This is a genomic window from Trichocoleus sp. FACHB-6 (genome assembly GCF_014695815.1).
Lineage (GTDB): Bacteria > Cyanobacteriota > Cyanobacteriia > Cyanobacteriales > FACHB-T130 > Funiculus > Funiculus sociatus.
The window spans coordinates 33,016-48,126 of the sequence record NZ_JACJOY010000072.1; the positions used below are offsets into that span (position 1 = coordinate 33,016).

Genomic DNA, 15,111 nt, shown 5'->3' on the forward strand with positions numbered 1-15,111 from the left:
CACCAGAAAACACGCTGGTAGCGTGTTTGTGAAAGTCTCAGTTTTATTTTAACTACAGAAAAGAAAGGGAAATTGATTTACACCTCTAGCCTTGATCAACCTTGTACCCTCAATGTTGGTAATATATAATATAGGATTTTAATTATTGGCACTTACGAAATATTTTTGATTATTGAATCTTAGTTTTAGCTACCCTATTAATTAAACCTTAGATAAAAATCCTTTGATGATTCCTACTAATGAACTAGAGCGACTAGCAGCCGTTCGTCGATATAATATCCTTGACACTCCCCCCGATGGAGCCTTTGACCGCATTACAGCCTTAGCTGCCCGTTCATTTAACGTCCCCATCTCAATTGTCAGCATCGTTGACCATGACCGAATTTGGTTTAAATCCCATCACGGATTAGATGTACAGCAGATTGGGCGGGAACCTGGACTTTGTGCTAGTGCGATTTTGCAGAACGAAGTTTACAGCGTCTTAGATGCCAAAGTAGACCCGCGCACCTTGGCTAATCCATTGGTAGCTGGAGAGTTTGGGCTGCAATTTTATGCAGCAGCTCCTTTGCTTACCAGGGATGGTTTTAGGTTGGGAACGTTATGTGTCATCGACTACCAACCTCGTGAGGTGACAGAAGCACAAATGCAAACTCTGCGGGAACTAGCCGCGATTGTTATTGATGAACTAGATTTGCGACTTGCTGCTCAAAGAACTGTGCAGGCTGAAGTTGCCTTACGAATGGCAGCAATGCAAGCTAGCCGTGCCAAAAGTGAGTTTTTGGCAATGATGAGCCATGAAATCCGCACTCCCATGAATGGGGTAATTGGCATGGCAGAGTTATTACTGCTGACCGACTTAACACCTCAACAAAAAAACTTTGCCGAAACAATTCGTACCAGTGGCGATGTATTACTGGCAATAATTAACGATATACTTGATTTCTCAAAAATAGAATCGAAAAAGCTGGAATTGGAAGAACAACCCTTTAGTTTAATAAGTTGCCTTGAGGGAGTATTAGATTTATTAGCACCTAAAGCAGCTGAAAAAGGTTTAGAGTTAGCATATTTGATCGAGCCAGGAACGCCTAACACAATTGTGGGCGATGTCACCAGGGTGCGGCAAATTTTGCTGAACTTAGTGAGTAATGCTGTTAAATTTACCGCCCAAGGGGAAGTGACAGTATTAGTATCAGCAAAAAAACTCATTGATAATCGAGAATCGGTAATAGGAAACGATGGTGAACCCCAATTATCAATTACCGATGGTAGATCGAAAGTCAGTCATTATGAAGTTCAATTTGTTGTTAAAGATACAGGCGTTGGCATTCCTTTAGACCGCCAAAATCGCCTGTTTCAACCATTTAGTCAGGTTGATTCTTCCACTACTCGTCAATATGGTGGTACCGGGCTGGGATTGGCGATTAGCAAGCAGTTGAGCGAAATGATGAGCGGGCGAATGTGGTTTGAAAGTGAATTAGGGCGCGGTTCTAGCTTCTATTTCACGATGCTTACTCAGTGTTCTGCTGAGAGCGTGGAAGATGATGATCTTAAGTCGCCATTAATTGGAAAGAGACTGCTAATTGTAAATAACAATGCCACTAATCGTAAAAATTTAATTTTAAAAGCCCAATCCTGGGGAATGGCTAGCCAAACAGTTGCATCAGGAGCTGAAGCTTTAAGATATTTGCGTTCAGGAAGCGGCCTTGATGTTGCAATTCTAGATATGCAAATGCCAGAAATGGAGCATTTGAGGTTAGCGAGAGAGATTCGCTCATTACCGGGTGGTAAGACGCTACCTTTAGTAATATTGACCCCGTTGGGTAGGCAAGAAAAAGAGCAGCAGGTAGAAGAACTAAATGCTACTTTGTTATACAAGCCGATTAAAGAATCCCAACTTTACGATGTTTTAGTAGGAATTTTAGCACCAAAACAACTGAAGCTACGAGAAAGTGATGAAACTCCCCAGCGATCGCTTTCTACTTCTACTTTATCTCAAGCTGACTTTTTAGTAGAGCAAAAGCTACCTTTGCGGATTCTCTTAGCTGAAGACAATCAGATAAATCAGCAAGTGGCGTTACATCTACTAAAAAAAGTGGGGTATGAAGCTGATATAGCTAATAATGGGTTAGAAGTGTTAGAAGCTTTGCGCCGCAAATCTTATGATGTGGTGCTGATGGACGTGCAGATGCCAGAAATGGATGGATTTGAAACAACAAGGCACATTTGTCAAGACTGGCAGTTATTTGGAAGCCAGGAGAATGCGCGGTTACAAAGACCTCGAATTATTGCCATGACAGCTAATGCTATGGAAAGCGATCGCTTAGCTTGTCTTGAAGCTGGTATGGACGATTATATCAGTAAGCCGATTCGGTTTGAAGAGTTGATTTCCACTTTAAGTAAGTGTCAACCTTTAAACAGAAGTGAGGCTAAAAAACTGATGGCTGAGCAAGAAGAATTGGTAAAAACGCCAATCAAAGAATCATCCTCTTCTTTGCCCTTAAACTTCAGAAATGCCATTAATACCGAAGTGCTGCAATCATTTTTGGAACAAATGGGTGGAATCAACTCGGATTTAGTAGAAGATTTGGTTGAGTGCTACTTAGAAGATTCCCCCAAATTACTACAAAAAATGAAAAAATCTATTAACAATGGAGATGCGATCGCTCTTGAGGGAGCAGCTCACACTTGGAAGGCAAACAGCGCTACTTTTGGAGCTATACAACTAGCTGAACTTTGTAGACAGATGGAAGCGATGAGTCATGGGAAAAAATTTTCTGCTGCTTCCGCTTTAATTTCTGCTATGGAATTAGAATATGACAAAGTTAAGGCTGCTTTGCAGATAGAATGTCAGCCCAGTCAGGTATGAATATAAATTCCTCGTCAACGCTGAATACCGCCGCAACTGGAAAACAACCTTACCTAGTCTTGATTGTCGAAGACGACAGATTAACCCGGCTTCAGCTGCGCGCCATGATGGAAAAAGAGGGATATCGGGTAGCAGAGGCGAAAGATGGTGATCAAGGTTTAGCTGAGTATATTCGATTGCGCCCAGATATTGTCTTACTAGATGCCTTGATGCCGACAATTGATGGCTTCAATTGTTGTACCCTGCTACGAAAACTTCCTCAAGGCGATCGCATTCCTGTTTTAATTATTACTGCTCTTGAAGATTCTGATTCAGTAGATCGGGCGTTTGCTGCGGGCGCTACCGATTACATTACTAAGCCTATCCACTGGGCAGTGCTACGTCAACGGGTGCGCCGTCTTCTCGATGCTAGTCGAGCTACAGCAGAATTGCAACAGCAAAACGATCGGTTGCGGTTGATGGGAAATATTACCCAGCAAATCCGTCAGTCTTTAGATTTAAAAGAAATTCTTCAGACTACAGTAGCTCAAGTAAGAGAATTTTTGCAAACGGATCGCGTCGTTATTTATCGTTTTCTATCCGACTGGAGTGGATCTATAGAAGTGGAATCTGTAGATGAACGTTACAGACCTATTTTAGGCTCAAAAATTACAGATCCCTGTTTTAATGAAAAATATATTAACCTTTACAAACAAGGTCGGATCAAAGCAACAACGGATGTTAACAATGCTGGGTTAAGCCGGTGTCACCTTGATTTACTAACCAGTTTTCAAGTCAGAGCTAATTTGGTAGTACCAATTCTGCAAATAGAAGCAATCGAAGATGACCTATATAATGCAGCCAATGCTCAAAGAAAAAGCATAAAGTATGAACAAGGTTCTGAGCTTCATTCCTCATCCCCAACGCCTAACAGTAGCAAGTTATGGGGATTGCTAGTTGCTCATCATTGTTCCTCAACCAGACAATGGAATGAGTTAGAAATTGATTGTCTTTCTTCATTGGCAAACCAAGCAGCGATCGCTATTCAACAATCTGAACTTTACCAACAAGTGCAGCGGCTTAACAGCAACCTTGAACGTCAGGTACAGGAACGTACAGCTCAGTTGCAGCAAGCTCTCAAATTTGAAGCGATGCTAAAACGAATTACTGACAAAGTGCGTGACAGCCTCGACGAAAGCCAAATTCTACAAACAGCCGTACAAGAATTAGCCATTGGACTTGAAGTAGGTTACTGTGGTACAGCCTTGTACAACCTTGAAGAAGCAACTTCCACTATTTGCCAAGAATATAGAACTTCTCTGCCTTCACATCACAATTATGCAGTGCAAATGGCTGCTTTTACTGAGATTTATTCTAACCTTTTGCAAGGTCAGTATCTGCAATTTTGCCAGTTAGATTCTAAACTTACAAATCCTATCCCTAGTCATGTTGCAGCACTGGCTTGTCCTATTTTTGATAACCAAGGAGTTTTAGGGAACTTGTGGTTACTTCATCACCAGGAATATCTGTTTAATGAATTAGAAATTCGATTGGTGCAGCAAGTGGCGAATCAATGCGCGATCGCAATTCGACAAGCCCGCCTTTACCAAGCGACTCTTGTTCAAGTAAAGGAACTAGAGAAAGTCAACCAGCTAAAAGATGACTTTCTCAGTACAGTTTCTCACGAATTACGCACGCCTATATCCAACATGAAGATGGCAATTGAAATGTTGGAAGATATAATAATTCAAACAAATAATTCCTTCGGTAATCCAACACCAGAAAATCCAGATAATAGCCAATCTCTTATCTATTTCGAGATGTTGAATGACGAATGCGAACGAGAAATAAATTTGATAAACGATTTACTGCAATTGCAGCAAGTAAATGCAGGTTTGTACCCTTTAGAAAGAACAGATATTGAACTCCAACACTGGATTCCTTATATAATTGAGCCTTTTGAACAGCGAACCAAAAATCAGCAGCAAATTTTCCAAGTAGAAATATCCAAAGAATTGCCTATTTTATATTCCGACTCCTTCAGTTTGGAGAGGATAATTACAGAGTTAGTAAATAATGCTTGTAAGTACACTCCCCCAGGCGAAAAAATAACCGTGGCTGTCCGTGAAGTGGCGGGAATGATTCAGATAAGCGTGAGCAATTCTGGTGTTGAGATTCCAGAAAGCGAATTACCCCGCGTTTTCGACCAATTTTACCGCATTCCCAGTAACGATCGCTGGAAACATGGTGGAACTGGTCTAGGACTGGCGCTAGTGCAGAAATTGATAACCTATTTAGGAGGTTCAATTCAAGTAGAAAGTAAATTGGGGAATACTTGCTTTTTGGTTGAGTTACCGATTACCTAAATGGGACTGGGTAAGATAATGAGCAATCTTTCAATCCTTCAATTAGCAATACTTCAATGACCAATTACCAATCCGCTAGTGGTGTACCAGAAGAGAGTGTAGGCAGTATTTTACAACGGGGAGGAGAAGAATTGGCGCTGGAGAAAGTGAGCGATCGCTTCACAGTCCGCCCAACTTCACAAGCAGCTGACGTAACCCAAAGTGTCCCCGCCGAACCAACTCTAGAAATTCCCAAAGCCGACTTACAAGAATTTATAGTAGACCCATCTGGGCGAGACAAAGCAATGCAAGCGGCACGAGCATCAGAAGATGTTGCCTTTGCCAGCCACGTCTACCAGCTCAAAGAGAATCCGCAAACGCTAGTTTACCTCACAGATCAGGTGACAATACAATTTGCGCCCTCCGTGGAGGAAGAAACAAGGAATGCGATCGCATCCGAACATGGTTTACAACTACTCAAACCAGTCAACGGCATTCCCAACACCTTTGTCTTTCACCTTACCCCACAAGCCACAGAAAACCCCGTCAAAATAGCTAACCGACTGATGGGGCGAAAAGAGGTACTAACCGCCGAACCTAATATCGTCGTGCGGCAAGAGCAACACTACCGCCCCAAAGATTCCCTCTATCCCCAGCAATGGTATCTCAACAACGCAGGCGCTAATCAAGTGGCAGCTAGTTCCCATATTTCAGTTGAGAAAGCCTGGGATATCACTCGCGGCGTGCGTTCCGTAGTCGTCGCCGTAACCGATGATGGCTTTGACCTCAACCACCCAGACTTTCAAGGTGCGGGAAAAATCGTCGCCCCCAAAGACTTCAAAGACCAAGACTTCTTGCCACTATCGGGAGAGGAAGACGAAAACCACGGTACCGCCTGCGCTGGAGTTGCAGTTGCCGAAGAAACTGGCAGCGGCATTGTGGGAGTTGCGCCTGGTTGTGCCTTCATGCCCCTCCGCACCACAGGATTCTTAGATGACGAAAGCATCGAACAACTATTTGAGTGGGCAATCCAAAACGGTGCCAGCGTCATCTCCTGTAGCTGGGGGCCAGCAGCCGTATACTTTCCTCTTTCCCTACGACAACGGGCCGCCCTCACCCGTGCTGCTACGATAGGACGCGATCGCAAAGGCTGCGTCATCGTCTTTGCTGCTGGTAACGCCAATCGCCCCATCAGCGGCACCATCAACGAGCAAGGCTGGCCTAATAACCTCCTAAAAGGCCCCACCCAGTGGCTAGGCGGTTTCACCGTTCATCCAGACGTAATCACCGTTTCCGCCTGTACCAGCCTGAGTAAAAAATCCGCCTACAGTAACTGGGGCAACGTAACCATCTCTGCCCCCAGCAACAACGCCCCACCGGGGATGTGGTTTGAACAAACCGGATATATCAGCACCGCCCCCGAAGTCCGAACCGCCCTGCCCGGACTAGGCGTCTTAACCGCTGACCGACTAGGCGCAGCCGGATACTCCTCCAACAACTTTACCAACGATTTCGGCGGCACCTCCAGCGCTTGTCCCGTCGTCGCAGGTGTCGCCGCCCTAGTTTTGTCAGCCAACCCCGATTTAACTGCACAAGAAGTCAGGCGAATTCTGCAACAAACCGCCGACAAAATTGTAGACCCCGGCCCTGACCCCCAGCTTGCTTTTCGGCTAGGCACTTACGATGTCAACGGTTACTCCCAATGGTTCGGTTATGGCAAAGTCAATGCTTTTAAAGCCGTTCAAGCTGCCAAAGAACAGCGAGTCCAACAGTCCAAACCCTCCCAAGTCTTAAATGGACGTAACAACAACAGCCTAGCCATTCCCGACGACAACCCCCAAGGTATCACCAGTCCCATTCAAGTTCCCCAAACCGGAAGCGTTCGGGATATTCAGATTGGTGTCAATATTGAACACAGCTTCCTGGGGGATATCGAGGTGAGTTTAATCCCACCCACAGGACAAACTGTACTGTTGCAAGGTCGCACCTTGGGTTCTGCAACCCAGTTGCAAGGCACCTACACCCTGCAAAACACACCCGCACTCAAGCAACTACTAGCTTCACCCGCAGCAGGAGTTTGGCACCTGTTAGTAGTGGACTATGCTCAGTTAGACACAGGTACTGTAAAAAGCTGGGAATTAACCTTGGGTATCTAATGTTTTCCTCATCCCTCGTTCCCAGTCGGGGGCTGGAAGGAGAACCTATCCTTGAGCGCTTGATACCTTCTCTAATGGAGTTGGCGCACAGACCGTATCCACTGCCACCGCTTCGCTTTCATCTAACTGTATCAGCGCAGCTTCTAAATCAGCAGTCAATTTTTTCGCACTTCGTTTCGGCGTACCAGTACAAGAATAATTCGCCACTGAGATCGGAGTACCGATGTTAACCTTGACACCGCAACCCCAGTGTGGGACTCTGCTGCCGTAACGGACGCTGATTGGAACAATTTTAACGCCCAATCCTGGATTTTCCGATTCCACTTGCACCGCGATCCGCGCCAAACCCGGTTTCAAGGGATGAAGTCGCCCATCCTGGTAGATGTTACCCTCTGGGAAAATGACCATCACTTCCCCTCTTTCGAGAAGTTCGACACCATGACGAAAACTGCCTAAGCCCGGATTTCTCGTATCTACCGGGAAACCTCCCATGCGACTGATAAACCAGCCTTGTAACCCCGTCATTTCATCCGCTGATACCATAATCCGCAAGTCACGACCCGTGACTGGTTTCCCAACTGCGTAAGGTACGACAAAGGCATCCCAGCGAGAGCGATGGGTAGGAGCTAGGATAACAGGGCCAGTAGCGGGGATATTTTCCTGTCCAGTTATTTCGCTGCTGCCAATGTAAAACGGCATGACAATGCAGCTTGTCAGCTTGTAGCCTGCGGAGGCTAGCCAGGGTAAGACGCGGGAATTAACTGAAACTCCTTTGGCACGGGTTGCAGTTGCTATGGTTGTTTCAGAGGGGTCGAGCTGAGTCATCGCGGATAAAATTTCTCACGGCATCCATAATTACACCTTAAGTATTCTTAAGGCATCTGTCTTCTATAAAATGGACAGTTTCCCGGCTGTCATTGATAAGACAAAATAAAGGCAAAATTAAAAACCCAAAAGAAAAGAATTTGTCTTTTTTTCGGTTCCAATTTTTAGTTTGTACTTTTTGAGCGCCGTTGAGCAAACCAGGATTGCAGTTGTTGGCGACAGACAGATTCTAAGATACCACCCAATACAGGCAAGTGGTGATTAGAGCAGGCACTATCTGGGATATTAGCAACTGTACGAATGGCACCAGTTTTTGCGTCGTCGGCTCCGTAAACTAGAAGCCGCAGACGTGCTAGGACAATTGCACCAGCGCACATTGGACAAGGCTCCAAGGTAACGTATAGGGTGCATTGATTGAGGTGCCAGTTTTGCCTCGCTTGCCCCGCTGTTCTAATAGCAATAATTTCGGCGTGGGCTGTGGGGTCTTTGTCGCGCTCTTTGCGATTTTCACCTTCTGCTATTAAGTTACCATCCACGTCAACTATCACTGCTCCGACTGGCACTTCCCCAGCTTCACCAGCATTTTGAGCGAGTTCTATAGCCCGGCTCATCCATTGTCGATGAATTAGATATGCCGGATCGTCAATTGTCATAGTCGCTCCTTGCCCTCAGCCGTCTATGCTACGGCTACGCCCCTTTCACTCCGCCGTAAACGGGAGACAGAGGGAGGTTTTGCCTGTCTAAACAGCTGCTTGAACCAGTAGGGGGTCTAGTTTCCCTTCTTTATCCATCTGATACATATCATCACATCCACCAATGTGCTGCTCGTTGATGAAAATCTGGGGGACGCTGCGCCGCCCGTTGGCACGTTGGGCCATTTTCGCTCTGGCTGCTTCATCGCCATCAATTTTATATTCTTTGTAGTTGACTCCTTTCCACCAGAGGAGCATTTTGGCGCGGATGCAGTAGGGGCAAGTTTGCCAGGTGTAGATTTCGACGTCGGCTTTGATGCGCTCTGGATCACGCCCTAACAGAGGATTAAGAAAGTTTAGCATTTTCATTTTCCCAAGTTGTGAATCTTTTGTGTGCTATGAAATCTAGTTTTTCATATTTAATTTTCCATTTTTAATAATTTCCGTTGCTGCTTGGGCGGCTACAGGTGGACTAAATAAATAACCTTGCAAACCATCACACTCAACCGAGCGCAAAAACTCCAATTGTTCTGGTGTTTCCACTCCCTCAGCAATCACTTTTAAATTCAGCCCATGACCCAGAGCCATGATTGCCTTGACAATAGCCGCATCATGGGGATTCCTCATCAAGTCACGAATAAAAGAGCGGTCGATTTTCAGCGTATCTAGAGGAAAATGTTTCAGATAACTGAGCGAAGAATAACCAGTTCCAAAATCATCCATTGAAATTTGGATCCCCATGTTTTGCAACTTTCGCAACACAGAAATGGTCAAATCCACATCCTGCATAGCAATACTCTCAGTAATTTCCAGCTCCAAAAAATAAGGTTCCAGACCCGTTTCAGCGAGAATCTGATCGATAATTTTTAGCAGGTTATTTTGCTGAAACTGACGTGCTGAAAGATTTACCGCAATGCGGAATTGCGGCAATCCTTGAGACTGCCAGAGGCGATTTTGGGCGCAAGCTGTCCGCAAAACCCATTCCCCAATTGGGCAAATAAGACCAGTTTCTTCTGCCAGTGGAATAAATTGATAAGGCGAAATAAATCCCAAATCGCTAGAGTTCCAGCGAATCAGCGCTTCCATCCCCACAATCTGACCCGTGATTAAATTCACCTGCGGCTGGTAGTGCAACAGAAATTCCTCGCGTTCCAACGCTTTGTAAAGTCTGTTTTCTAACACCAATCGCTCTAGCGCTCTTGCCCCCAGTGCTGGCGTGTATAGCTGATAGTTATTTCGACCTTGCTGCTTGGCTCTATACATAGCAGCATCGGCGTTTTTCAAGAGAGTTTCTGCATCTTCTCCATCGTAAGGAGCCAGAGCGATTCCCAAACTTGCTTTAATATAAAGTTCCTGTTCCTCAAAACGAAAAGGAACATTTAGTCCGCCTAAAATTCGCTGGGCAATTTTGGTGGCATCATCGGCACAGGTGACGGGGGAAAGCATAATAGTGAATTCATCTCCACCCCAACGAGCAACAATGTCAGTGTCCCGCAGACAGTCCTTTAAGCGTCGCGCCGCAGCTTGCAGTAGCTGGTCGCCTACGGCATGACCCAGAGTATCGTTGATCCGCTTGAAGCCATCCAGGTCGAGAAACACCACCGCCAGCATTTCATCGCGGCTTAGATGGGCATTTGCCAGCGCTAAAGAAAGTCTGTCATTAAATAGCAACCGATTCGGCAACCCCGTCAGGAGGTCGTGAGATGCCTGATGCCGGATTGTATCCTCCACGCGCCTTTGCATCACAGCCATGTAGAGGTGAGTTCCAATAGCTTGAGCTAGTTTGAGTTCTTCGGGACTCCATTCTTTGGCTTGTGCTTGCTTGATTTCTCGCCATGCTTCAAAAGATACGCGGGGGCGCAGGTTGCGGTCGTCGAGATTGTGTTTTCCCGCCCATAAGGTTTCGGTACTGATCTCATTGCGGAAGATGGTGAGGCACCCGACGCACTGCTGATGATACCTCAGAGGCACGATGAGAATAGACCGAATGGTAGTTGACCCGAAACTAGAGGCTAAAGACTTTAGTTGCGGTTCTCGGTAGAGATCCTTAATGGTGTAAGGGGAGGATGAAGGATGAAGGATGAAGGATGACTTTATGCTTCTGCCTTCGCAATTGTGAAGATTGTGAGGCTGGATATCTTGATTGTTTTCTCTGTAAGACTGACTAGCGACACCTTTTTCCCCATTAAGGATGCTTTGCCACAAGGAAGTTTCTTCTAGCCAGGGCAAACTGGGCTGATCGCCATAGGTATAAATTTGAGCAGGTCTTCCTGTGGTATCTGCGGTAATAAACAGTCTGCCACCATTGCCCTGTAAGGCTTGGACGGTTTCTTCTAGAACGGCCTGCCGGATTTCTGTAAGTTTAAGTGGGGAGTGAAGCAGGCTGCTAATGTGGTTGATCGCTGCTTCATGGTGAGCCTGTTGTCTGGCTGTGTGGAGAAGATTGGATTGAGCGATCGCAATCGACATCTGATCCACCAACAGCTGCACAACTTGCAACTCTTGTTCGCTAAATCGTCGCTGTATCGCGTTGTGGCACGCCAACAGCCCCCACAAGCTATTTTGATGCAAAATCGGAATGGTTAGAGAGGATTTCACCCCCATCGCCATCAGATATTCGATATGGCAAGGATCGACTGGGGAATAGCGGATGTCTTCGCTGGCAAAAGTTTTGCCAGTTGAGGGGCAATCTAACTGCTCTTGAGTCTTGTGTCCAGTGGCTACATCTATAATCACTCGCTGACGAGCTTTGACAAACATTTTGCGGGCTTGGGGAGGAATGTCCTCGGCTGGAAACCGCAGCCCCAGAAGGGAAGGCAGGCGATTTTCCCGGATCGACTCGGCAATAACTTCGCCACTCCCCTCCAGAGTAAATCGGTAAATTTTGACCCGATCCATGCCCAAAAAAGTACGGATTTCTCGCGCCGTTGTCGCCAAAATCTCTTGCAATTCCAAAGACTGGCGAATTCGGGTAGTAATCCGATTCAGCAAACTCTCCCGATCGTAGGAGCGAGCTGGCATTGTCCGTACTTTTTGCTGTATGGCTTGTGTCTTTTTTCGTCGAACCATTCAGTTAAACCTACCCGTGGAGAGTGTTATTTACCCCTACTACAAGTATGGAACCTTGGGCTCTATCCTAAGAAATAAAATACAAATTTATTATTAATATTACAAAGGATTAAGTGTTCCTTATGTGTAAAGCTCGTGCAATGCTCGTATTTAGCTCCACCTTAAATGTGTTTTAGCCTAGCTGTCTTTATAAGCCATGAATAGCGTAGCCCAAAAATTGAAAAGCATCCTCAGCAACTCAACCATTATTCCGTGGGAAGATGCAAAAGTCGCCCGGAAATCAGAAATATCCCAAGCCGTTACACCCTCAACCACCGTTGATTGCCTAGTCTATCCGGATACCCTGGAAGAACTCGCCTTAGTTATGACTTTTGCCCACCAGCAGCGATCGCGCGTCCTACCCTGCGGCAGTGGTAGCAAAATTAGTTGGGGTGGATTAGTAGATGGGGTTAATTTAGTTGTCAGTACCGAACGCCTCAATCGTTTGATAGATCATGCTGTCGGTGATTTAACCGTCACAGTCGAGGCAGGCATGAAGTTTGCCGAATTGCAAAAAATTTTAGCGCAACAAGGTCAATTTCTCCCCCTAGATCCAGCTTATCCTGAAACCGCTACTATTGGTGGCATTGTCGCCACGGCTTCGGCTGGGTCTTGGCGACAACGTTATGGGGGGGTTCGGGATATGCTTTTGGGGCTTTCTTTTGTCCGAAGCGATGGTCAAATTGCTAAAGCTGGGGGGCGGGTGGTAAAAAATGTTGCTGGTTATGACTTAATGAAGTTATTTACTGGCTCTTTTGGAACGCTAGCAATTATCTCTCAAGTGACATTTCGAGTTTATCCCCTGCCAGAGCTGTCTGGAACTGTGGTGCTTATTGGTACAGCCGAAGGAATTGCGGCGGCAACTAAAACTTTGCTGGCTTCTGCTTTGACTCCCACTGCGGTTGATTTGCTATCGCCGACTCTAGTGGCAAAGGCAAATTTAGGTGAGGGTATGGGTTTAATTGTTCGCTTCCAAAGTGTGGCGGCGAGTGTTAAGGAACAGTCGGCTAGACTTCTGGAAGTAGGGCAACATCTGGGTTTACAGGGGACAATATATTCTGATGCCGATGAGTCAAAGCTATGGCTGTTGTTACAAGAACAAATGTGGATAACCCCCCAAGATGCTGCTGTTACTTGCAAAATAGGAGTAGTACCCTCGTCGTCAGCGGCAATCCTTGCTGAAATCCCGTCTTTATTGTGTTTGATTCACGCTGGTAGTGGGTTAGGAGTCGTCCGTAATAGTACAGATGTTAAGCCAATTTTGGAGATGCGATCGCGTCTATCTTCCCAAGGCGGTTTTTTGACTATTCTGGAAGCACCCATCGCTTTGAAGCAGCAGTTAGATGTCTGGGGTTATACGGGTAATGCTCTTGATTTAATGCGGAAAATTAAAACACAGTTTGATCCAGAAAATATTTTGAGTCCTGGTCGGTTTGTGGGAGGAATTTAAACGAACCGCTGAGGCGCAGAAGACGCAGACTTACGAGAACAAAGAAGAGAGAGAAGATGCAAAGTTTATCTGAAGAGTCTAGTTTTGATGCTAAACATCCGCCAGATCCGAAGTTAATTGATAGTTGCGTTCATTGTGGTTTTTGTCTTTCTACTTGTCCGAGTTATCGGGTAATTGGTAAGGAAACTGATTCGCCAAGGGGTCGTATCTATTTGATGGATGCGATTAATGAGGGGAAAATTCCTCTTAATACTGCTACTGTGCAGCATTTTGATTCTTGCTTGGGTTGTCTTGCTTGTGTAACAACTTGTCCTTCTGGCGTTCAGTATGACAAGTTGTTATCTGCTACTCGTCCTCAAATTGAACGAAATTATCCTCGCAGTTTGCCAGAAAAGTTATATAGGCAACTCATTTTTTCCCTATTTCCTTACCCTAATCGATTGCGAGTAATGCTTGCTCCTCTGATGGTTTATCAGAAGTTGGGGTTGCAAAAAATTGTGCGTTCTACTGGCTTACTTAAGCGGATATCTCCTCATTTGGCGGCGATGGAATCTAATCTGCCAGAACTTTCTTTAAAAGCTTTTCAAGATACTTTACCAGAACTTATTCCGGCTGAAGGTGAGAAACGCTATCGGGTAGGTGTAATTTTAGGTTGCGTTCAGCGTCTTTTCTTCTCAAAGGTGAATGAAGCGACGGTGCGCGTCTTAACTGCGAATGGTTGTGAGGTGGTGATTCCCAAGAGCCAGGGATGTTGTGCGGCGCTACCACATCACCAAGGACAGGAAGAACAAGCGAAAGCGATCGCTAGGTCTATGATTGATAGTTTTGCCGACACAAATGTAGACTACATCATCATCAATGCTGCTGGTTGCGGTCATACTTTAAAAGAGTACGGACACATCCTACAAGATGACCCAGAATATAAAGAAAAAGCTGCAAATTTTGCCTCTAAAGTTAAAGATGCACAAGAGTTTCTTTATGAAGCAGGCGTGACAGCAAAACTTTCACCGCTTTCTGATAAACCCCTAACCTTAGTTTATCAAGATGCCTGTCATTTATTGCACGGGCAAAAGATTAGTTTGCAACCCCGCCAACTTTTGCGACAAATCCCAGGCGTACAACTTCGAGAACCAATTGATGCTGCTTTGTGTTGTGGTAGCGCAGGTGTTTACAATATGCTTCAGCCAGAAGTTGCTGAAGAATTAGGTAAGCAAAAAGTAGAAAATTTGCTCAATACTGGTGCTAAATTAATCGCTTCTTCCAATCCCGGTTGTACTTTGCAAATTACTAAGCATTTACCGAATCAAGGTAAAGACATTTCCATTTTGCACCCGGTGGAGTTACTAGATTACTCAATTCGCGGCGTAAAGCTGTAGTAACCGGAAATATCTTGCACTGCCTTCAACACGGTAGCAAATTAGGCTGGCTGCTCGATCCAGATGAACGCTCCGTGCTACTCTACCCACGCGGACAGCAACCAGAATTATTGCAAGAAACAGGTGATGTGCTACCCGTTCCAGACCTGGTAGCAGAACTACGGCTAACGGTTGGGGATTTGTTTGGATGGTTAAAGTTGAGAGGATAAATAGGAAAGACAAAAGATTGAGCAAGTAAAAATAAAGGTGAATGGCGAATACCGGAAGTAAACCGTAGGGCAGCAGGAGAGCCTTTCGCTCTCGTGATGCCTGCG

9 protein-coding genes and 1 pseudogene are annotated in these 15,111 nt (G+C 45.5%); 6 read left to right on the forward strand and 4 right to left on the reverse strand.

From position 1 onward, the window contains the following. The first annotated feature begins 226 nt into the window (after nucleotides 1-226). The 3 genes from H6F66_RS13350 to H6F66_RS13360 are packed head-to-tail and all read left to right on the forward strand — an operon-like array spanning nucleotide 227 to nucleotide 7,346. Nucleotides 227-2,866, forward strand: a complete 2,640-nt coding sequence (locus H6F66_RS13350; RefSeq protein WP_190421984.1) for a response regulator — start codon at nucleotides 227-229, stop codon at nucleotides 2,864-2,866. Continuing rightward, nucleotides 2,845-5,211: a GAF domain-containing protein gene (locus H6F66_RS13355; protein WP_206755790.1), complete on the forward strand. Its 2,367-nt coding sequence runs from the start codon at nucleotides 2,845-2,847 to the stop codon at nucleotides 5,209-5,211. The genes H6F66_RS13350 and H6F66_RS13355 overlap by 22 nt, the downstream gene beginning before the upstream one ends. 56 nt (nucleotides 5,212-5,267) lie before the next feature. Beyond that, a complete protein-coding gene (locus tag H6F66_RS13360; RefSeq protein WP_190421988.1) occupies nucleotides 5,268-7,346 on the forward strand; it encodes a S8 family serine peptidase in 2,079 nt (692 codons plus the stop codon). 45 nt (nucleotides 7,347-7,391) lie between these two features. On the opposite strand, the gene H6F66_RS13365 is transcribed toward H6F66_RS13360, so the two are convergent. The 4 genes from H6F66_RS13365 to H6F66_RS13380 form a co-directional block, all read right to left on the reverse strand. Beyond that, nucleotides 7,392-8,171, reverse strand: a complete 780-nt coding sequence (locus H6F66_RS13365) for a lysophospholipid acyltransferase family protein (RefSeq protein ID WP_190421989.1) — start codon at nucleotides 8,169-8,171, stop codon at nucleotides 7,392-7,394. Nucleotides 8,172-8,335: 164 nt separating this feature from the next. After that, complete coding sequence (gene tadA, locus H6F66_RS13370) at nucleotides 8,336-8,824, reverse strand: tRNA adenosine(34) deaminase TadA (protein WP_190421990.1); 489 nt, start codon at nucleotides 8,822-8,824, stop codon at nucleotides 8,336-8,338. Nucleotides 8,825-8,911: 87 nt separating this feature from the next. Beyond that, on the reverse strand, nucleotides 8,912-9,226 hold the full coding sequence (grxC, locus tag H6F66_RS13375; RefSeq protein WP_190421992.1) for a glutaredoxin 3: 315 nt from the start codon (nucleotides 9,224-9,226) through the stop codon (nucleotides 8,912-8,914). Between the two features lie 42 nt (nucleotides 9,227-9,268). Then, nucleotides 9,269-11,932, reverse strand: a complete 2,664-nt coding sequence (locus tag H6F66_RS13380) for an EAL domain-containing protein (RefSeq protein ID WP_199295462.1) — start codon at nucleotides 11,930-11,932, stop codon at nucleotides 9,269-9,271. A gap of 196 nt (nucleotides 11,933-12,128) precedes the next feature. On the opposite strand from H6F66_RS13380, the gene H6F66_RS13385 reads away from it, so the two are divergent. The 3 genes and pseudogenes from H6F66_RS13385 to H6F66_RS13395 all read left to right on the forward strand — a co-directional run. Continuing rightward, nucleotides 12,129-13,421: an FAD-binding oxidoreductase gene (locus H6F66_RS13385; RefSeq protein ID WP_190421994.1), complete on the forward strand. Its 1,293-nt coding sequence runs from the start codon at nucleotides 12,129-12,131 to the stop codon at nucleotides 13,419-13,421. A 56-nt stretch (nucleotides 13,422-13,477) separates the two neighbouring features. Then, nucleotides 13,478-14,797, forward strand: a complete 1,320-nt coding sequence (locus tag H6F66_RS13390) for a heterodisulfide reductase-related iron-sulfur binding cluster (protein WP_190422001.1) — start codon at nucleotides 13,478-13,480, stop codon at nucleotides 14,795-14,797. Further along, nucleotides 14,797-15,006, forward strand: a pseudogene (locus H6F66_RS13395) (Uma2 family endonuclease); the annotation flags it as partial. The gene H6F66_RS13390 and the pseudogene H6F66_RS13395, both read left to right, overlap by 1 nt. Between the last annotated feature and the right edge of the window lie 105 nt (nucleotides 15,007-15,111).